This is a genomic window from Saccharothrix ecbatanensis, assembly GCF_014205015.1.
Taxonomy (GTDB): domain Bacteria; phylum Actinomycetota; class Actinomycetes; order Mycobacteriales; family Pseudonocardiaceae; genus Actinosynnema; species Actinosynnema ecbatanense.
This window is the reverse complement of sequence record NZ_JACHMO010000001.1, coordinates 5,682,710-5,701,067: the sequence shown is the minus strand read 5'-3', so window position 1 is coordinate 5,701,067 and position 18,358 is coordinate 5,682,710. Positions and strand designations below refer to the sequence as shown.

General features: G+C 70.9%; 22 protein-coding genes. 16 read left to right on the top strand and 6 right to left on the bottom strand.

Features of this window, described 5'->3' with window-relative positions; genetic code table 11:
- The first annotated feature begins 8 nt into the window (after positions 1 to 8).
- From F4560_RS23945 to priA, 3 genes are read left to right on the top strand one after another with little or no spacing between them, the layout of a single operon-like run.
- Positions 9 to 485 (top strand): hypothetical protein, encoded by a 477-nt coding sequence (locus F4560_RS23945; RefSeq protein ID WP_184923381.1) that lies wholly within the window; start codon positions 9 to 11, stop codon positions 483 to 485.
- Between the two features lie 9 nt (positions 486 to 494).
- A complete protein-coding gene (gene hisH, locus F4560_RS23940; protein WP_184923379.1) occupies positions 495 to 1,130 on the top strand; it encodes an imidazole glycerol phosphate synthase subunit HisH in 636 nt (211 codons plus the stop codon).
- A gap of 19 nt (positions 1,131 to 1,149) precedes the next feature.
- The gene (gene priA / locus F4560_RS23935; protein ID WP_184923377.1) at positions 1,150 to 1,884 is read left to right on the top strand and encodes a bifunctional 1-(5-phosphoribosyl)-5-((5-phosphoribosylamino)methylideneamino)imidazole-4-carboxamide isomerase/phosphoribosylanthranilate isomerase PriA; all 735 of its coding nucleotides are present in this window, start codon (positions 1,150 to 1,152) and stop codon (positions 1,882 to 1,884) included.
- Here the strand turns inward: priA and F4560_RS46270 are convergent.
- From F4560_RS46270 to F4560_RS23920, 3 genes are all read right to left on the bottom strand, one after another.
- Positions 1,847 to 2,572, bottom strand: coding sequence for a Clp protease N-terminal domain-containing protein (locus tag F4560_RS46270; protein ID WP_184923375.1), 726 nt, complete (start codon positions 2,570 to 2,572; stop codon positions 1,847 to 1,849). The genes priA and F4560_RS46270 overlap by 38 nt on opposite strands.
- A 38-nt stretch (positions 2,573 to 2,610) precedes the next feature.
- Positions 2,611 to 2,979: a PPOX class F420-dependent oxidoreductase gene (locus F4560_RS23925; protein ID WP_184923373.1), complete on the bottom strand. Its 369-nt coding sequence runs from the start codon at positions 2,977 to 2,979 to the stop codon at positions 2,611 to 2,613.
- 94 nt (positions 2,980 to 3,073) lie between these two features.
- A complete protein-coding gene (locus tag F4560_RS23920; protein WP_033437808.1) occupies positions 3,074 to 3,277 on the bottom strand; it encodes a cold-shock protein in 204 nt (67 codons plus the stop codon).
- 406 nt (positions 3,278 to 3,683) lie between these two features.
- Here F4560_RS23920 and hisF point away from each other — a divergent pair, with 406 nt between their 5' ends.
- The 3 genes from hisF to hisI are packed head-to-tail and all read left to right on the top strand — an operon-like array spanning position 3,684 to position 5,187.
- Entirely contained in the window at positions 3,684 to 4,457 is a 774-nt protein-coding gene (gene hisF, locus F4560_RS23915; protein ID WP_184923371.1) for an imidazole glycerol phosphate synthase subunit HisF, read from the top strand.
- Complete coding sequence (locus F4560_RS23910) at positions 4,457 to 4,834, top strand: hypothetical protein (protein WP_184923369.1); 378 nt, start codon at positions 4,457 to 4,459, stop codon at positions 4,832 to 4,834. The genes hisF and F4560_RS23910 overlap by 1 nt, the downstream gene beginning before the upstream one ends.
- Positions 4,831 to 5,187: a phosphoribosyl-AMP cyclohydrolase gene (hisI, locus tag F4560_RS23905; RefSeq protein ID WP_184923367.1), complete on the top strand. Its 357-nt coding sequence runs from the start codon at positions 4,831 to 4,833 to the stop codon at positions 5,185 to 5,187. Before F4560_RS23910 ends, hisI begins: the two co-directional genes overlap by 4 nt.
- Here the strand turns inward: hisI and F4560_RS23900 are convergent.
- Positions 5,168 to 5,782 carry a TetR/AcrR family transcriptional regulator gene (locus F4560_RS23900; RefSeq protein WP_184923365.1) on the bottom strand — a complete coding sequence of 205 codons (615 nt, stop codon included), beginning with the start codon at positions 5,780 to 5,782 and terminating at the stop codon, positions 5,168 to 5,170. The genes hisI and F4560_RS23900 overlap by 20 nt on opposite strands.
- A gap of 96 nt (positions 5,783 to 5,878) precedes the next feature.
- Here F4560_RS23900 and F4560_RS23895 point away from each other — a divergent pair, with 96 nt between their 5' ends.
- The 8 genes from F4560_RS23895 to F4560_RS23860 all read left to right on the top strand — a co-directional run bounded on the left by F4560_RS23895 (position 5,879) and on the right by F4560_RS23860 (position 13,630).
- Positions 5,879 to 7,420, top strand: a complete 1,542-nt coding sequence (locus F4560_RS23895; RefSeq protein ID WP_184923363.1) for an anthranilate synthase component I — start codon at positions 5,879 to 5,881, stop codon at positions 7,418 to 7,420.
- Positions 7,413 to 8,081, top strand: a complete 669-nt coding sequence (locus F4560_RS23890; protein ID WP_312869446.1) for a Trp biosynthesis-associated membrane protein — start codon at positions 7,413 to 7,415, stop codon at positions 8,079 to 8,081. The genes F4560_RS23895 and F4560_RS23890 overlap by 8 nt, the downstream gene beginning before the upstream one ends.
- A gap of 210 nt (positions 8,082 to 8,291) precedes the next feature.
- The gene (trpC, locus tag F4560_RS23885; RefSeq protein WP_184923360.1) at positions 8,292 to 9,101 is read left to right on the top strand and encodes an indole-3-glycerol phosphate synthase TrpC; all 810 of its coding nucleotides are present in this window, start codon (positions 8,292 to 8,294) and stop codon (positions 9,099 to 9,101) included.
- A gap of 25 nt (positions 9,102 to 9,126) precedes the next feature.
- The gene (gene trpB / locus F4560_RS23880) at positions 9,127 to 10,350 is read left to right on the top strand and encodes a tryptophan synthase subunit beta (RefSeq protein ID WP_184923358.1); all 1,224 of its coding nucleotides are present in this window, start codon (positions 9,127 to 9,129) and stop codon (positions 10,348 to 10,350) included.
- The gene (gene trpA / locus F4560_RS23875; RefSeq protein WP_184923356.1) at positions 10,347 to 11,132 is read left to right on the top strand and encodes a tryptophan synthase subunit alpha; all 786 of its coding nucleotides are present in this window, start codon (positions 10,347 to 10,349) and stop codon (positions 11,130 to 11,132) included. Before trpB ends, trpA begins: the two co-directional genes overlap by 4 nt.
- 150 nt (positions 11,133 to 11,282) lie before the next feature.
- Positions 11,283 to 11,858: a Uma2 family endonuclease gene (locus F4560_RS23870; protein ID WP_184923354.1), complete on the top strand. Its 576-nt coding sequence runs from the start codon at positions 11,283 to 11,285 to the stop codon at positions 11,856 to 11,858.
- Between the two features lie 35 nt (positions 11,859 to 11,893).
- Positions 11,894 to 12,958, top strand: a complete 1,065-nt coding sequence (lgt, locus tag F4560_RS23865; RefSeq protein ID WP_184923352.1) for a prolipoprotein diacylglyceryl transferase — start codon at positions 11,894 to 11,896, stop codon at positions 12,956 to 12,958.
- A gap of 6 nt (positions 12,959 to 12,964) precedes the next feature.
- A complete protein-coding gene (locus tag F4560_RS23860; RefSeq protein ID WP_184923350.1) occupies positions 12,965 to 13,630 on the top strand; it encodes a response regulator transcription factor in 666 nt (221 codons plus the stop codon).
- A gap of 29 nt (positions 13,631 to 13,659) precedes the next feature.
- Here the strand turns inward: F4560_RS23860 and F4560_RS23855 are convergent, their stop codons facing one another.
- Positions 13,660 to 14,190 carry an AMIN-like domain-containing (lipo)protein gene (locus F4560_RS23855; protein WP_184923348.1) on the bottom strand — a complete coding sequence of 177 codons (531 nt, stop codon included), beginning with the start codon at positions 14,188 to 14,190 and terminating at the stop codon, positions 13,660 to 13,662.
- A gap of 87 nt (positions 14,191 to 14,277) precedes the next feature.
- On the opposite strand from F4560_RS23855, the gene F4560_RS23850 reads away from it, so the two are divergent.
- Positions 14,278 to 15,633: a HAMP domain-containing sensor histidine kinase gene (locus F4560_RS23850; protein WP_184923346.1), complete on the top strand. Its 1,356-nt coding sequence runs from the start codon at positions 14,278 to 14,280 to the stop codon at positions 15,631 to 15,633.
- A 140-nt stretch (positions 15,634 to 15,773) separates the two neighbouring features.
- Here the strand turns inward: F4560_RS23850 and F4560_RS23845 are convergent, their stop codons facing one another.
- Positions 15,774 to 16,709: a TAXI family TRAP transporter solute-binding subunit gene (locus F4560_RS23845; RefSeq protein WP_184923344.1), complete on the bottom strand. Its 936-nt coding sequence runs from the start codon at positions 16,707 to 16,709 to the stop codon at positions 15,774 to 15,776.
- 148 nt (positions 16,710 to 16,857) lie between these two features.
- Here F4560_RS23845 and dctA point away from each other — a divergent pair, with 148 nt between their 5' ends.
- Positions 16,858 to 18,234 carry a C4-dicarboxylate transporter DctA gene (dctA, locus tag F4560_RS23840; protein WP_184923342.1) on the top strand — a complete coding sequence of 459 codons (1,377 nt, stop codon included), beginning with the start codon at positions 16,858 to 16,860 and terminating at the stop codon, positions 18,232 to 18,234.
- Positions 18,235 to 18,358: the final 124 nt, after the last annotated feature.

Below are 18,358 nucleotides of genomic sequence, written 5' to 3'. Positions count from 1 at the left end.
CTCTGCCTGTGAGCGTGCCGAGAACCCTGATCTGGACACCCGCGCCGACGGCGGAGTTGCAGCTGAACCTGCACCGCGCGGAGGCGGGCCCGGCCGCCCTGGTCCCGGTGGCGTCCGGGACCGTGCTGCTGCCGCGCAGGCAGATCGGGTTCGCGGACGCCGCAAGGCTCGCGGAGCAGGTGCGGGAGACGGGCGCGGCGGCGTTGATGGTGCGCTGGACTCCAGGTGCTGAGGTGTGGACCGACGGCGAGCGGGCGGGCTCCACCGGCCCGGCCCGGCGGCTGGTCGGCCTGCTGCGCTGGTGGCGGCTGGACGCCCGTCCCCTGCCCGTCGACCTGCCCGCGGACGTCGCCGAGGTGCGGGCCCTGGTGGACGAGGGCCGCGCCGACACGTGGGTCACCGCGCTGCCGGACCGGGCCGGCCTGCCCATCAACACGGTGCTGCCGGTGGTCCCGGTGACCCAGGGCGGTTCACCGTTGGCCTAACCTGGTGACGTGCCACGAGTCGTTGTGCTGGACTACGGATTCGGCAACATCCGCTCCGCCGAGCGCGCGCTCCAGCGCGTCGGCGCCGACGTGGAGGTGACCGCCGACCATCGGGCCGCGCTCGACGCGGACGGCGTGGTGGTGCCCGGTGTCGGCGCGTTCGCCGCGTGCATGGCCGGTCTGGACGCCATCAGGGGCGGTCGGCTCATCGGCCAACGGCTCGCCGGCGGACGTCCGGTGCTCGGCATCTGCGTCGGCATGCAGATCCTGTTCGAGACCGGCATCGAGCACGGCGTGCGCACCGAGGGCTGCGGCGAGTGGCCGGGCACGGTGGAGCGGCTGGAAGCGCCGGTCGTGCCGCACATGGGCTGGAACACGGTCCGCGCGCCGGAGGACACCAAGCTGTTCGCCGGCCTCGACGCGGACACTCGCTACTACTTCGTGCACTCGTACGGCGTGCGCAAGTGGGAGCTGGACCCGTCGGACACGCTCAAGGCGCCGCTGGTGACGTGGGCCGAGCACGGCGGCGACGAGTTCGTCGCGGCGGTCGAGAACGGGCCGCTGTGGGCGACCCAGTTCCACCCCGAGAAGTCCGGTGACGCGGGTGCCCAGCTGCTGGAGAACTGGCTGAAGAGCTTCAACTAGCTTCAACTAGGCTGTTCGTGTGACTTTCACGCTGCTCCCGGCTGTTGACGTGGCCGATGGCCTGGCCGTTCGCCTCGTCCAGGGCGAGGCCGGCACCGAGACCAACTACGGCGACCCGTTGGACGCCGCCCGCGCGTGGCAGCGCGACGGCGCCGAGTGGGTCCACCTGGTCGACCTCGACGCCGCGTTCGGCCGCGGCAGCAACCGCGAACTGCTGGCCCGCGTGGTCGGCGAGCTCGACGTGAAGGTCGAGCTGTCCGGCGGCATCCGTGACGACGCCTCGCTGGCCGCCGCGCTGGCGACCGGCTGCGCCCGGGTGAACCTGGGCACCGCCGCGCTGGAAGACCCGGTGTGGTGCGCGAAGGTCGTCGCCGAGCACGGCGAGAAGATCGCGGTGGGGCTGGACGTCCGGATCACCGACCAGGGCCACCGGGTGGCCGCGCGCGGCTGGACGAAGGACGGCGGCGACCTGTGGGAGGTGCTGGAGCGGCTGGACCGCGACGGCTGCGCCCGCTACGTGGTGACGGACGTCGGCAAGGACGGCACGCTCCAGGGCCCGAACGTCGACCTGTTGCGCGAGGTCTGCGCACGCACCGACGCGCCGGTGATCGCCTCCGGCGGGGTGTCCAGTGTGGACGATCTGATCGCGCTGTCGAAGCTGTCCCGCGACGGTGTGGAAGGCGCGATCGTCGGCAAGGCCCTCTACGCGGGCGCGTTCACGCTCCCGGAGGCGCTGGCCGCCGTGCGCGATTGATCGCGTCGTTGATCTCCTTGACGATGTAGGCCTCCGCGGCCTCCCTGGTCACACCCGTGTCGTCCAGGGCCTTGGCCGCGGTGCCGCCACCCTCGGCGAGCAGGCCGAGCAGCAGGTGTTCGGGACCGACGAAGGTGTGGCCGTGGCGCAGTGACGCGCGCACGGCCAGTTCCAGCGCCTTCTTGCAGTGCGTGGTGAACGGCTGCGGCTCGGGCCGCTGCCGGACCGTGCTGTCCAGCGCGTTGAGCACGGCCATCCGCGTGGTGCCCTCCGACGCCTCCAGCTTGGCGATCGTCTTCGCGGCCAGGCCGCCGGACTCGTCCAAGAGCCCGAGCAGCAGGTGTTCCGTGCCGATGTGCTCGCTGTACCGGGCGTGGTGCCGGGCCAGCACGACGACCCGCCGCGCGCGGTCGGTGTAGCGGTCGAAGCTCGGCTTCAGGTCCGGCGACTCCTTGGGCACGAACCGCTTCTGCGCGGCCTGCTTGGTGACGCCGATGCTCTCGCCGATGTCGGTCCAGCTCGCGCCCGCGCGCCGTGCCTCGTCCACGAAGTGGCCGATGAGGTGATCACCCAGCTCGTCCAGCTGGCCGCTCAGCTCCACGGCCGCGGTGAGTCTCCCGAGCACGTCCGGGTGTTCCGACGCGACGGTGACGATGAGGTCCGTGAGCTGGACCGGCGGGGCTACCACCCGTCAACTGTAGGTTGACGGTCGTGGGCCGGTCAACTTCAGGTTGACGGCGTGATCTCGATGCCCACGGTGCCCTCACGGCCTCGACGGAGTCGGCTGCCGAAGAGCGTGATCCGGCCCATCACGCCGTACTTCTTGGCGATGAGGGACCGGACGCGGTCGCTGCCGGCCTGGTCGAGCAGTCGCGCGGTGGCCGGGATCTGCTCGCCGGTGGGCTTGCCCTTGATGTCGCACGGGCCGATCCGGACGTCGCCGGAGCGGCGGATGCGCTTGACCTTGCCCGCGTCGGCGGCGGACCACGCGTACAACGTGCCGCCCTCGCCCGCCACCCAGACCGGTGTCGGCACGGCGGCGCCGTTCTTGCGGAAGGTGATCAGCAGCAGGTACTTGCCGGTTGCGAGGTCCATGTCACGCAACGTTAGCCGCCGCGCGACGTTGGCCGGAACGCGGAAGAGCCCCGCCCCCACAAGTGGGAACGGGGCTCAACCGGTAACGCTCAGGTCAGATGACCGTCACGTTGGTGGCCTGGGGGCCCTTGGCACCCTGGCCGACATCGAAGCTCACGCGCTGGTTCTCTTCCAGGCTGCGGTAGCCGCCGCTCTGGATCTCCGAGTAGTGGACGAACACGTCAGCGCCGCCATCCTCGGGGGAGATGAAGCCGAAGCCCTTCTCCGAGTTGAACCACTTCACGGTGCCCTGCGCCATGCTTTACTCCTCATACAGCTACCAACGGGGCGAACGCACCCGCTGCGGCCGGTCCAAACGCTGACCCTGAGGAATCACACGCTCAAACGCGTTTCGCGAGCGTGGATAAACACGAACACAAAACTTGCGACCTCCATAAGTGAACCACACTTTGGCCGCCACGTCGCCCCCTCGGCACGTGTCCCACGTCCCATCCCCCCGAAAGTGGGACCGCGAGTCGAACGTCCGGGCCCCTCGTGTCGAACCTCCAACCCCCGTGAGTCCTACGTTCAGACCCCGTGAGTCCTACGTTCAGGACCCCCGAGTTCAACGCTCAGAACACGCCGGCCCCCCGCTCCGACGCCGCCGGTCGGGCGGTCGGGCACCGCGAGCCGGCCGCTCGGAGCACCCCCGTAGGCTTTTACCCATGTCAGTAGCGGTGCGCGTGATCCCCTGCCTCGACGTCGACCGGGGCCGGGTGGTGAAGGGCGTGAACTTCACCAACCTCGTCGACGCCGGCGACCCGGTCGAGCTGGCGCGGGCCTACGACGCGGAGGGCGCGGACGAGCTGACGTTCCTCGACGTGACCGCGTCGTCCAGCGACCGCGAAACCACGTTCGACGTGGTCAGGCGCACCGCGGAGCAGGTGTTCATCCCGCTCACGGTGGGCGGCGGCGTGCGCAGTGCGGACGACGTGGACAAGCTGCTGCGCGCCGGCGCGGACAAGGTGAGCGTCAACACGGCCGCGATCGCACGTCCCGAGCTGCTGGGCGAGCTGTCCCGCCGGTTCGGCGCCCAGTGCATCGTGCTGTCCGTGGACGCACGGCGTGTGCCCGAGGGCGAGAAGCCGACCCCGTCGGGGTTCGAGGTCACCACGCACGGCGGGCGCAAGGGCACCGGCATCGACGCGGTCGAGTGGGCCGCCCGTGGCCAGGAGCTGGGCGTCGGCGAGATCCTGCTGAACTCGATGGACGCCGACGGCACCAAGGCGGGCTTCGACCTGGAGCTGATCCGGCTGACCCGCAAGGTGGTGGACGTGCCGCTCATCGCCAGCGGCGGCGCGGGCGCGTTGGAGCACTTCCCGCCGGCCGTGGCCGAGGGCGCGGACGCCGTGCTCGCCGCCAGCGTCTTCCACTTCGGCACGCTGCGCATCGGCGACGTGAAGAACAGCCTGCGCGACGCGGGCGTGGAGGTGCGCTGATGTTCGCTCCCCGCAACGCGCCCCCCGAGGTGGCCCTCGCGATCCTGATCGGCGTGGTGGGCGGCCTGGCGTTCATCCTGATGGGCGCGATCCAGTGGCAGCTCGACGGTGACCCGAGCTGGATCAAGTTCCCGGTGATCGTCGCGGTGCTGGAGCTGCTGGCGGTCGGCGGCCTGGTCGCGGGCCCCCGTGCGGCCCGGCTGACGGCCGCGTTCGTGTTCGGTGTGGTGGCGCTGATCCACCTGCTCGCCGTGCTCAACCAGGGCGCGCTGTGGATCCGCGTGCTGTCCGGTCTCATCTCCGCGGCCCACGTCTTCGCCGTCGTGCTGCTCAACACCCGGCCCGCCCGGATCCACTTCATCGGAGGAAAGCGTTGACCAGCGCGCTCGACCCGTCCATCGCGTCACGGCTCAAACGCACCGCCGACGGCCTCGTGTGCGCCGTGGCGCAGCGACGCGGCACGGGGGAGGTGCTGATGGTCGCGTGGATGGACGACGAGGCCCTGCACCGCACGCTCACCACCCGCCGCGCCACGTACTACTCGCGCAGCCGTCAGCAGCTGTGGGTGAAGGGCGAGACGTCCGGGCACACCCAGTACGTGCACGAGGTGCGGTTGGACTGCGACGGGGACACCTTGCTGCTGGTCGTGGACCAGGTCGGCGCGGCCTGCCACACCGGTGACGCGACGTGCTTCGACTCGACCGTGCTGCTCAGCCCAGATCCCCGGTGAGGTAGCGCTGGACGTTGGGCGCGATGGCCTTGACCAGCGTGTCCACGTCCGCCGACGCGAGCGGCTCGAACCGGACCACGTAGCGCACCATGCCCATGCCGATGATCTGGCTGGCGGCCAGGGTCGCGCGCAGGTCGCCGTCGGGCGCGTCGAGGTGCACCACGATCCGCCTCAGCAGGGTGTTCACGAAGAAGCCGCGCATCACCTCGGCGACCTGGTCGTGGGACGTCACGCTGCGCACCATGGCGGCGAACGGGCCGCCGCCGATCGGGTCCCAGACGGTGAGGAACGTGCGCACGATCCGTTCGCCGATCGCCTCGTCCGGGCCGTCGAGCAGGTGGTCGACCAGCGTGTTCGGGTCGATCGGCAGTTGCAGCACGGCCTTGGCGAACAGGCCTTCCTTGCCGCCGAACCAGTGGTTGACCATGGCCGCGTCCACGCCCGCGCGTGCGGCGATGTGCCGGACCGTCGCGCCCTCATAGCCGCGTTCGACGAACACCTCGCGTGCGGCGGCCAGCAGCGCGGCCTTGGTGTCCTCGCCGCCCGACCGCCGGCCACGGCGCTTCGGTTCGGTGTGTTGCGAGCCTGGGTTCACCCCACCATCATGCGTGAGGCCCGCAAGTTTTTCAACGCGCGTTGAAATAGAGCCCGGTCGAAGGGGTGCACGGACACCACGGGCACAATGTCGCTCATGGTGAGCGTCATCGGTGCAGGTGTGGGTCTGGGCGAGGTCAGCCCGACGCGCGAGGAGTTCCGCGAGCTCGCCGCCGAACGGCGGGTCATCCCGGTGGTGCGGCGGCTGCTGGCGGACGCGGAGACGCCGGTCGGGCTGTACCGCAAGCTCGCGGCGGACCGGTCGGGCACGTTCCTGTTCGAGTCGGCGGAGAACGGTCGTTCCTGGTCACGCTGGTCGTTCGTCGGCGCGCGCAGCGCCGGCGCGCTGACCGCGACCGGCGGCGAGGCGTTCTGGCAGGGCCCGCACCCGGTCGGGCTGCCCGAGGGCGGCGACCCGCTGGCCGCGCTGCGCGAGACGATCGAGGTGCTGCGGACCGACCCGCTGCCCGGTCTGCCGCCGCTGACCGGCGGCATGGTCGGCTACATCGGCTACGACGCGGTCCGCCGGCTGGAGCGGCTGCCGTCGCTGACCGAGGACGACCTGAACGTGCCCGAGCTGGTCATGCTGCTGGCGACCGACCTGGCCGCGCTGGACCACCACGAGGGCACCGTCACGCTCATCGCCAACGCCATCAACTGGGACGATTCACCGGAACGTGTGGACGCCGCGTACGACGACGCGGTGGCCCGCCTCGACCGGATGACGCAGGACCTCCAGAGCGCCGCCCCGCCGTCGGCCGCCGTGTTCGCCCGGCCGAAGCCGGAGTTCGTCCGCCGCCGCACGCAGCAGGAGCACTACGCGGCGGTGGAGAAGGCCAAGGAGGCCATCCGCGCGGGTGAGGCGTTCCAGGTCGTGCTGTCGCAGCGGTTCGAGATGCGCACCGAGGCCGACGCGCTCGACATCTACCGCGTGCTGCGCACGTCCAACCCCAGCCCGTACATGTACCTGCTGCGGCTGGACGACTTCGACATCGTCGGGTGCAGCCCGGAGTCGCTGGTGACCGTGCGCGACGGCAAGGCCACCACGCACCCCATCGCGGGCACCCGTTGGAGGGGCGTGGACGAGGAGGAGGACGCCTTGCTGGAGAAGGACCTCCTCTCCGACCACAAGGAACGCGCCGAGCACCTGATGCTCGTCGACCTGGGCCGCAACGACCTGGGCCGGGTGTGCAAGCCGGGCTCGGTGACGGTGGTCGACTTCTTCAAGGTCGAGCGGTACAGCCACGTCATGCACATCGTGTCCACGGTCAGCGGCGAGCTGGCGGACGGGAAGACGGCGTTCGACGCGGTCGCCGCGTGCTTCCCGGCGGGCACCCTGTCCGGCGCGCCCAAGCCGCGGGCGATGGAGCTGATCGAGGAGCTGGAGCCCACTCGGCGCGGGCTGTACGGCGGTGTCGTCGGCTACCTGGACTTCGCCGGCGACGCCGACACCGCGATCGCCATCCGCACCGCTCTGGTGCGTGACGGCGTGGCGTACGTGCAGGCGGGGGGCGGCATCGTGGCCGACTCCGACCCGGTTGCCGAGGACAACGAGTGCCTGAACAAGGCGGGCGCGGTGCTCTCCGCGATCGCGACCGCCGGGACCATGGCGCCGGCGGTGGACCCGGCCCGTGTCTGACGTGCCCGCGTCCGGCGTGCCAGAGCGCGATGGGCCGGTGTCGGACGTGCCCGCGCCCGACGGGCCAGAGCGCGACGAGCCGGTGCGTGACAAGCCGGTGCCTGGCGCGCCCGCGCGCGACGAGCCGGTGGCTGAGGAGCCCAGGCCTGACGAGGGCACGCCCGACTTGCCCGCGTCGGACGGGCCAGGGGTGAGGCCGGGCAGGCGTCCACTGTGGATCGTGGTCGCCCTGCTGCTGCTCGGCGCGGCGGCGTTGTGGGGCGTTTCCGGCATCACCTGGGACGCCTCGGCGGACCGGACCGGCGCGGACGTCGTGCCCGCACTGACCCCGCTGGCGTTGCTGTGCCTGGCCGCCATCGCCGCCGTGGTGGCGTTGGGCGGCTGGGTGCGGCGCGTGCTGGGCGTCGTCGTGCTCCTCGCGGGAGCCGCGGCGGCGTTCCAGGGGTTGGACGCCGACGGACCGGCGACCGGCCGCGGCCTGGTGCTCCTGGCGGCGTTGTCCGTGGTCGCCGCGGGAGTGCTGCTCGTGGTGCGGGGTTCCGCCATGCCACGTCTCGGAGGCGGCTACCAGACGCCCGGCGCGGCCAAGAAGAACGCCGATCCCGAGCGCGACCTGTGGCACGCGCTGGAACGCGGCGACGATCCCACGGACCGGGACTGACCACGCGCCGGCGGCCGACCGGACCAGCGGTCCCGCACGTTTGCGCACGTCGGCTCGTGAGGGCCTTGGTCAGCAGCGCGAACGGGCCTACCCCGGTGGCCGGACGCCGGTCCCGGCGGGGTTAGCATCCTCGTGGCGGGAAGGGGAGCATGACGTGCGGGAGCTTGCGACTGAACCGGAAGGTCTGACGGAGTCGAGCGGGGTGCGCGGATGACCGTGCTCGAATCGATCATCGAAGGCGTCCGCGAAGACCTCGCCACACGTGAGGCGGCACTGCCCTTCGACGTGCTCAGGGAGAAGGCGACCAAGGTGCCGCCGCCGCAGGACGTGATGTCGATCCTGCGTGGACCGGGTGTCGGCGTGATCGCCGAGGTCAAGCGGCGCAGCCCGTCCAAGGGACAGCTGGCCGACATCGCGGAGCCCGCGGAACTGGCCGTGCAGTACGAGCTGGGCGGCGCGCGTGCGATCAGCGTGCTGACCGAGGAACGCCGCTTCGGCGGGTCCCTGGCGGACTTCGACGCGGTGCGCGCGGCGGTGGGGGTTCCCCTGCTGCGCAAGGACTTCATCGTCAGCCCGTACCAGGTGCACGAAGCCCGCCTGCACGGCGCGGACCTGGTGCTGCTGATCGTGGCGGCGCTGGAGCAGAACGCCCTGGTCGCCCTGCTGGACCGGGTCGAGTCGCTCGGCATGACCGCCCTGGTCGAGGTGCACACGGCCGAGGAGGCCGACCGCGCGCTGGAGGCGGGGGCGAGCGTCATCGGCGTGAACGCCCGCAACCTGCACACCCTGGAAGTGGACAAGGACGTGTTCGGGCGGATCGCGCCCGGCCTGCCCTTCGACACCATCAAGATCGCCGAGTCCGGCGTGTCCGGTCCGGGCGACCTGATGGCGTACGCGGGCGCGGGCGCCGACGCGGTGCTGGTCGGCGAGAGCCTGGTGACGAGCGGCGACCCCAAGGTCGCGGTGAACAAGCTGGTGACCGCGGGATCGCATCCCGCGTGCCCCCGGCCCAGTCGATAGCACCGAGCAGGTAGAGGGAGAGCGCATGTCGCGCGGCCAGTTGGCTCCGACACCCCACGACCCGGACGAGCGCGGCCACTTCGGGCCGTGGGGCGGGCGGTTCATGCCGGAGGCGCTCATCGGCGCCGTCGACGAACTCGCCGCGTTCTACGAGAAGGCCAGGGTCGATCCGGAGTTCCTGGACGAGTTCGCCCGGCTGCTGCGCGACTTCGCGGGGCGTCCGTCGCTGCTCACCGAGGCGCCGAAGTTCGCCGCGCACGCGGGCGGCGCGCGGGTGTTCCTCAAGCGCGAAGACCTCAACCACACCGGCTCGCACAAGATCAACAACGTGCTGGGCCAGGCGCTGCTCACCAAGCGGATGGGCAAGAAGCGGGTCATCGCCGAGACCGGCGCCGGCCAGCACGGCGTCGCCACCGCCACCGCGTGCGCGTTGATGGGCCTCGACTGCGTCGTCTACATGGGCGAGGTCGACACCGAGCGGCAGGCGTTGAACGTCGCCCGGATGCGCCTCCTCGGCGCGCGGGTCATCCCCGTGAAGACCGGCTCGCGCACGCTCAAGGACGCCATCAACGAGGCGCTGCGCGACTGGGTCGCCAACGTCGAGGACACCCACTACCTGCTGGGCACCGCGGCCGGGCCGCACCCGTTCCCGGTGCTCGTGCGCGACTTCCACCGGATCATCGGCATCGAGGCGCGTCAGCAGATCCTGGAGAAGGCCGGCCGCCTGCCCGACGTGGTGGCCGCGTGCGTCGGCGGCGGCTCGAACGCCATCGGCATCTTCCACGGGTTCATCGACGACCCGTCCGTGCGGCTCGTCGGCCTTGAGCCCGGCGGCGACGGCATCGACACCGCCCGGCACGGCGCGACGCTGACCGCCGGCACGCCCGGATCGCTGCACGGCGCGATGTCGTACGTCCTGCAGGACGAGGACGGGCAGATCACCGAGGCGCACTCCATCTCGGCCGGCCTGGACTACCCCGGCGTCGGGCCCGAGCACGCGCACCTGAAGGACACCGGACGCGCCGAGTACCGGCCGGTGACCGACGCCCAGGCGATGGAGGCGTTCGCGCTGCTGTCCCGGGAAGAGGGCATCATCCCCGCGGTCGAGTCGGCGCACGCGCTGGCCGGCGCACTAGTGCTCGGACGTGAACTGGGGCCGGAAGGGTTGATCCTGGTCAACCTGTCCGGTCGCGGCGACAAGGACATGGACACCGCGATCAAGTGGTTCGGCCTGGGGGTGGAGTCGTGAGCAGGCTGGCTTCGGTCTTCTCGACCTGTCGGGCCGAGTCGCGGGCGGCGTTGATCGGGTACCTCCCGGCGGGCTTCCCGTCGGTCGAGGGCTCGAAGGACGTGCTGAAGACGATGGTGTCGGCCGGGTGCGACCTGGTGGAGGTCGGCCTGCCGTTCTCCGACCCGGTCCTGGACGGCGTCACCATCCAGCGCGCGGCCGAGCAGGCGCTGCGCGGCGGGTTCCGGGTGCGGGACCTGTTCGGCGTGGTCGAGTCGGTGGTGGCGGCCGGTGGGCGCGCGGTCGTGATGACGTACTGGAACCCGGTGCTGGCGTACGGGGTGGACCGGTTCGCGCGTGACCTGGCGGCGGCCGGCGGGCTGGGCGTGATCACGCCCGACCTGGTGCCCGACGAAGGCGCCGCGTGGATCGAGGCCACCGACGCGCACGACCTGGACCGGATCTTCCTGGTCGCGCCGTCGTCCAGCGGTGAGCGCATCGACCTGGCGGCGAAGTCTTCGCGCGGGTTCCTCTACGCGACGTCGGTGATGGGGGTGACCGGGGCGCGCGATGTCGTGTCGTCGGCCGCTCCGGCGCTGGTCAAGCGGGTGCGTGAGCACACGGACATGCCGATCGGCGTCGGGTTGGGCGTGCGGAACGGGGCCCAGGCGGCGGAGCTGGCGGCGTTCGCGGACGGTGTCATCGTGGGGTCGGCGTTCGTGTCGGCCGTGCAGGACGACACCGTGGCGGCGCTGACCGAGGACTTGGCCACCGGGGTCCGCCAAGTGCCAACACCCGCTTAGCACGCACGTTCGAGTGAACTACGCCGTTCGGCGGCCCTGAACCGCCGAAATCGTCGGCGCCCGTCGGCATGCTGGGCTCGTGATCAAGCCCATCTACGACCCAGCGTGCGACACTGGCGTGCGTCGGGCTGCCTCCGGAGGTGATGTCGCATGGCGCTGCCGGCGGACTACGAACGCCACTTCGACCATCCCGCTCCGTCGTTCCACCACGACGGGCCGTGGACCCTTGAAGAAGTGCTCGCCCTGCCCGATGACCGGTCGCAGCGCGTCGAACTGGTTGACGGGGCGCTGCTCGTGAGCCCCCTCGGCACCGCCCGGCACCAGCGGCTCGTATGGCGGGTCTGCTCTGCGTTGGCGGCTGCTTGTCCGCCTGCGCTTGAAGCACTGCCCGGCCTCAATGTCGGCCTGTCCGGCGGTCGAATGCTGATCCCAGATGTCACGGTCAACCACGTGGGCTTCGACGGGCTGCTGCTGCCGGTCGATGACCTGGTGCTGGCAGCAGAGGTGTTGTCGCCGAGCACTCGGCTCCAGGACCTCACCCTCAAGAAGCGGCTCTACGCCGAGGCCGGAGTGCCGTTCTACCTGGTCGTAGACCCGAAGGGCGCTGAGCCGGTTGCCACCCTGCACGAACTCGACGGCATCGAGTACGTGGAGATCGCGCGCAGCGAGGGCAGGTTCCTGAAGCTCGAACGACCCTTCCCGGTAACAATCGAGCTGTCCCTCTAGGACGAACGGGCGCACCCACTACGGTGGTGGCCGTGGTGACGACTTACCTCGCGACGATCCCCAGCCCCGACCAGGGCGTGTGGCAACTGGGACCGATCCCGATCCGCGCCTATGCGCTCTGCATCATCCTCGGCATCATCCTGGCCATCTGGTGGGGTGAGCGCCGCTGGGTGGCCCGTGGCGGGCAGAAGGGCGACGTCACCGACATCGCCGTCTTCGCCGTCCCGTTCGGCCTGATCGGCGGTCGGCTCTACCACGTGGCGACGGACTACCACAAGTACTTCGGTGAGGGCCGCAACCCGCTCGACGCGCTGGCCATCTGGAACGGTGGCCTGGGCATCTGGGGCGCCATCGCGCTGGGCGGCGTGGGCGCCTTGATCGCCTGCCGGCGCAGGGGCATCCCCCTGCCCGCGATGGCGGACGCGCTGGCCCCCGGCATCGTCGCCGCGCAGGCCGTCGGCCGCCTCGGCAACTACTTCAACCAGGAGCTGTACGGCGGTCCCACCACGCTGCCGTGGGGCCTGGAGATCTACGAGCGGGTCGACCCGGACACCGGCTTCAAGGACGACCTGGCCGGCGTCGCGCTGGACCACACCCCGATCGCGATCGTGCACCCGACGTTCCTCTACGAACTGCTCTGGAACCTCGGCGTCGTGCTGCTGATCGTGTGGGCCGACCGGAAGTTCCGGCTGGGCCACGGCCGGGTGTTCGCGCTGTACGTCGCCGGCTACACGGCCGGCCGGTTCTGGATCGAGATCATGCGCGTCGACCCGGCCACCGAGGTCTTCGGGATGCGCATCAACGTGCTCGTTTCCGTGCTCGTGTTCATCGGCGCGGTCATCTACTTCGTGCTGGCCGCGAAGCGGGGCGAACGCGAGGTCATCGTGCGCCGTGATCCCGACGACGAATCGGACGCGTCCGCTTCGGACGACGCCTCCTCGAAGGACGATGCCTCCTCGAAGGGGCAGCCGGGGTCCGAGAAGGCTGTGTCCGAGAAGTCGGAGTCAGAAGAGCCCGAGGCACCCGAAGAGGCGACCGTCCCCGACACGAACACCGCGTCCGACAAGTCCCCGGACACCGGCGACAAGCCCGGCCAGTAGGCGCGGATGCGCATCCTCGTCGTCGAAGATGACGACCGGGTGGCGCGGGGCCTGCTCACCGCACTCCGGCACGCGGGCTACGAAGTCCACCGGGTGGGCACGGCCGCCGCGGCGCTGACCGCACCACCGGCGGACGTCGTGCTGCTCGACCTCGGTCTGCCCGACGGCGACGGCCTCGACGTGCTGCGCGAACTCCGCCACCGCACCGGCACCGCCGTCATCACCGTCACCGCGCGCGGCGAGGAGCGGGAACGCGTCCAGGGGCTGCGCCTCGGCGCGGACGACTACGTGGTGAAACCGTTCGGCACGGCCGAGCTCCTGGCCCGGATAGAGGCGGTGCTAAGGCGCACCCGCGCCGCACGTGCCGCCGAACGGGAACACCAGGTGACCCTCGGCCCGCTCACCCTGGACCCGGGCAGCAGGCAGGCCACCATCAACGGCGAACCGGTGACCCTGACCCGCAAGGAGTTCGACCTGCTCGCCCTCCTCGTGGGGCGGGCGGGCACGGTCGTCAGCCGTGACCTGATCGTGGACCAGGTGTGGCAGGCGCACTGGGAGGCGCCGTCACGCACGCTCGACACCCACATCGCCGCCCTGCGCGGCAAGCTGGGCGACGCCCTCCGCATCGAGACGATCAGAGGTGTGGGCTACCGGGTGGCAGCCCACACCTGACCTCACATCAGCTCGTCAACGGCGATCGGTCACCACACGTGGGCGACGTCCACCACGACCCGTCCGGGAAGGGTGAAGACCCGGAACGGCAGCCGTGCCCGCACACCGAGCCCGACCGTCGTCTGACCCTCGAACGACCCGGCCCACGCGACCTGGCGGAACGTCGAGAACCCGGTGACGTTCACCAACTCCGACGGGTTGGCGAAGCGGTAGGTCGGGTTGCCGTAGTGGTCGTAGGCCGGCGAGTTGACGGTGATCCGCAACTTCGCGCCACCGCGCAGCGGAACCGGGAAGCCGGACCCTTCCTGGACCACTTCGGACACGTACTGCACGTTGTAGCCGTCGTTCGTCCCGATGAAGTCGAACACCAGCCGGTCGTAGCACTCGTGTCTGCCGGCCCGGATGTTCGTCAACGCGCCGGTGGTCGTCTGCGACGCCACCTTGGGGCCGGAACCCCAGTAGACCGTCGGGCAGGCGGTCGTCGCGGCGGACGCCGTCAGCGGCGCCACCATGACGATCGCGGTGACCGCGGCCAGCACTAGCGCAACCTTGCGTAGCATGCTGATTCCCCCGTTCTCCCTACTCTCGCGGGCCGGATTGGCCCACTGTGATATGACGCACATCACCCTGGGGAGGTTGTCTCCGCGTTGCTGCGCCGTCTGCTGGTCCTCATCGTGCCGCTGCTCATCGCGCTGGTGGCGGCCCTCGGCGTGCCGCTCGCGTTCGCCGTCGTGCAGCGGGAGAGCCAGGTGACCTACCTCGACCGGTTGGGCGATGCGGGACGTTTCGCGTCGCTGGCGGAGAACGCGTTGGCGTCGGGCAGGCTGACCGCGCTGCGCGAGGAACTGATCCGGTACGACCAGCTCTACGGCATCTCGGTCGGTCTGGTCCGCACCGACGGCACGGTGGTCGAGGCCTCCCGCCAACCGTTCCCGCTGACCGACCCGCACGTGGAGGTCGGGCTGAAGGCGGCGTTCGGCGGGTACCGGGGTGAGGCGGACCAGTCGGTGTGGCCGTGGGAACAGGTGAACCTGGTCGTGGTCGAGCCGGTGGGACGGGACAGCGAAGTGGTGGCGGCGGTGGTGACCATCTCCCCGACCGACAGCCTGAGATCCGCGATCCTCCGCCAGTGGGGCCTGCTGGCCCTCGCCGGTCTGGTGCCCATGCTGGGCGTGGTCGCCGTCGCCTGGCCGATGTCCCGCTGGGTCCTCCGGCCGGTCCGCCGACTGGACGAGGCCACGGCCGCGGTCGCCGGTGGCCAACTGGACGCCCGCGCGGACGAACTCGGCGGTCCACCCGAACTGCGCAGACTCGCCACCAGCTTCAACGTGATGGTCGACGTGGTCGGGAAAGCCCTGCGCAGACAACGCGTGTTCGTCTCGGACGCCTCCCACCAACTCCGCAACCCGCTGGCCAGCCTCCGCCTGGCGGTGGACAACCTCGCCCCGCACGTGACCGACGACGCGGGCCGTGAGGCGCAACGCATCGCGGTGGACGAGGCGGAGGAAATGGGCCGCGTCCTGGACACCCTCCTGGCCGCCACCCGGCTGGACAGCGCCTCCGCCGCCGAGCCCGTCGAGGTGGACAGCCTCCTGGCCACCCACGTCCCCGGCTGGCGCGCGCTGGCGGGTGACATGAGCCTGGACATCGCCGTCCCACCCGGCCTACGCGCGCTGGAGCCGCCCGGTGGTCTGGGGAGCGTGCTGGACGAACTGGTGGGCAACGCGATCCGACTCTCCGGCGGCACCCGCGTCCGGGTGTGGGGGAGGGCTGCCGACGGGCGGGTGGAGCTGCACGTGACCGATGACGGCACGGGGCTGACCGACCAGGAGCGGGCCGACGCGTTGAGGCGGTTCTGGCGCGCGCCGCGTCACCAGAACATCGCGGGCACGGGGCTGGGGTTGGCGATCTGCGCCGAGCTGATCGGGTCCGCCGGCGGCGAGCTGGAGCTGCTGCCCGCCGAGCCGCACGGGCTGAACGCGGTGGTCCGCCTCATCGCGTGACCTCCGGCGGGCGCACTGGGGCAGGGTCCGGCGCTTGTGGTCCGGCTCATCGCGTGACCTCCGGCGGGCGCACTGGGGCAGGGTCCGGCGCTTGTGGTCCGGCTCATCGCGTGACCGCCGGCGGGCGCACCGGGCACCGCTCAGCGCTTGGTGGCCCGGAACCAGCGTTCGGCGCCCTTGTGCAGCGGCACGCGGCCGGTGGCTATGCCGGTCCGGACGTTGATCCGGCTCGCCTCAGGATGCCCCGCCGCGATCCGCTCGGACTGCGTGAACACCGTCCGCGTCACCACCTCCACCACATCCGCGTCCAAAGCCGTGCGCGCCAGCAACAGGTTCGGCACGGCGAACGTGCGGCAAGGTCCGAGCGTCCCGTACGTCGTGGCCGGGATGGTCGCGGGCACGTAGGGACCGGAGTAGACGGCGGCCAGGCGGACCGCCTCGTCGGGAAGGTCCAGCAACCGCAACGGAAAGGTGTCGAGGATGTCCGTGATCGCGGGCGTCGGGATGCCGGTCAGCGCGAGGAACGCGTCCAGCGTGCCCGCCACCAGCTGACGTGACGCCTCGGCGTGCGCCATCCGCCGGGCATCCACCGGGATGCCCAACAAGGACAACAAGCGGGTCGCGGTGAACTCCGTCCCGGACTCGGTCGGCCCGAACGACACCGGTCGGCCGGCCAGGTCGGACAGCCGGCGCACCGGCGAGTCCGCGGGCACGACCACCTGCATGAAGCTGTCGTACAGCCGCCCCACCGCGCTGATGCCGGCCGGATCGTCCGCGCTCAACAGCGCGCCGCCCACCAGGGGGTCCAGAGAGGACAGTCCCAACTGGACCGCGCCTTCCTGCAACAGCCGCACGTTCTCCACCGACGCCCCGGTCGAGCGGGACACCACCCGCGTCTCCGGCAGCTCGTCCGCCAACGCCGACGCCAGCGCCCCGCCGATCTCGCGGAACACCGCGCCGTCCGGACCGGTCGCGAGGACCAGCTCCTCCAGGACCGGCGCGCCACCCGACGTGCACGCAGAGCACGGCACGCCCGCCGCCAGAGCGGCCAGCAGCACCGAGCGCCGGGAGAGCACGACCGCAGACTAGCCCCGTCGGACGCGTGAACAGAGTGTTACGTCAGAGGGACCTGAAGTTTCCGGCGCACTCCTTGTCGCGGCCCCGCCCTGTGCTCAGGATCACCAACCAACCCCACCGCAGGCAAATGGTCCCCTTGGAGGAGACGTGGTCAGCGCGCCGACACGTGAGCGCAAACCGATCTACAAGCACCTCTACTTCTGGGTCCTGGTCTCGATCGTGCTCGGCGTGATCGTCGGCTACGCGTTCCCGGCCCAGGCGTCCGGCATGAAGTGGTTGGCCGACTTCTTCATCGCCCTCGTCAAGATCGTCATCGCCCCGACCATCTTCTGCACCATCGTGGTCGGCATCGCGGGCCTGGGGAACCTCGCCAAGGCGGGCGGCCTGGCGCTGCGGACGATCCTCTACTTCACCGCGATGACGACGGCGGCGCTGGCCATCGGGCTCATCGTGGTCAACCTCGTGCAGCCCGGCCACCACGGCGCGTCCGTCCCGCTGAACGACGCCGCGGCGGAGAAGACGCTCGCCGACGCCGCGACCGCCGAGACGGGCGTGACCGGCTTCGTCCTCAGCCTGGTGCCCAAGTCGTTCCTCAGCGCCTTCACCGACGGCCAGCTCATCCAGGTGCTGGTCATCGCGGTCCTGGTGGCGGTCGCCGTGGCCGGCATGGGCAAGCGCGGCGAGAAGGTGGTCGCGGCGCTCGACACCGTCTCCAAGGTCATGTTCGGCGTCATCAAGATCGTCATGTACGCGGCGCCGATCGGCGCTTTCGGCGGCATCGCCTACACGATCGGCAAGTTCGGCGGCTCGATCCTGGGCAAGCTGGCCTGGTTGATGGGCTCGTTCTACGCGACGTGCCTGCTGTTCATCCTGGTGGTGCTGGGCGGTGTGTCCCTGTACGCGGGCTTCTCGATCTTCAAGTTCCTCCGGTACATCAAGGACGAGCTGCTGATCGTGCTCGGCACGTCGTCGTCCGAGACGGTGCTGCCGCGGATGCTGGTGAAGCTGGAGGCGGCGGGCGCGGACAAGTCGGTGGTCGGCCTCACCATCCCGACCGGCTACTCGTTCAACCTGGACGGCACCTGCATCTACCTGACCATGGGCGCGATCTTCATCGCCCAGGCGACGGGGGTCGAGGTCGGCCTGGGCACCCAGATCGGGCTGCTGCTGTTCATGCTGCTGGCCAGCAAGGGCGCGGCGGGCGTGACGGGCGCGGGCCTGGTCACGCTGGCGGCCTCGCTGAGCGCGTTCGAGGCGAACAGCGCCATCCCGGCGGTCGGCATCGCGCTGATCGTGGGCATCGACCGGTTCATGTCCGAGGCGCGGGCGATCACCAACATGATCGGCAACGGCGTGGGCACGCTCGTGGTGGCCCGCTGGCAGGGCCAGTTGGACCGGGACCGGCTGCGGGAGGTCCTGGACAACCCGACGCAGGTCGACGTGGACGCCCTGATGGAACGTCAGCACAGTGACGACGACGGGCCTGGCGTCCGTGAACCGGTGGGCGCCGGCGCGGCCCGATAAGAGCTACCCGGCCGTGAGCCCCCGGATGTCGCCGTCCTCTCCCACAGGCAGGCGGCGGCACCCGGGGGCTCACCTGGGCTTACGCGGCGTCAGGGTGCTGTAGGCAAGCTCTCACCGACGCGCG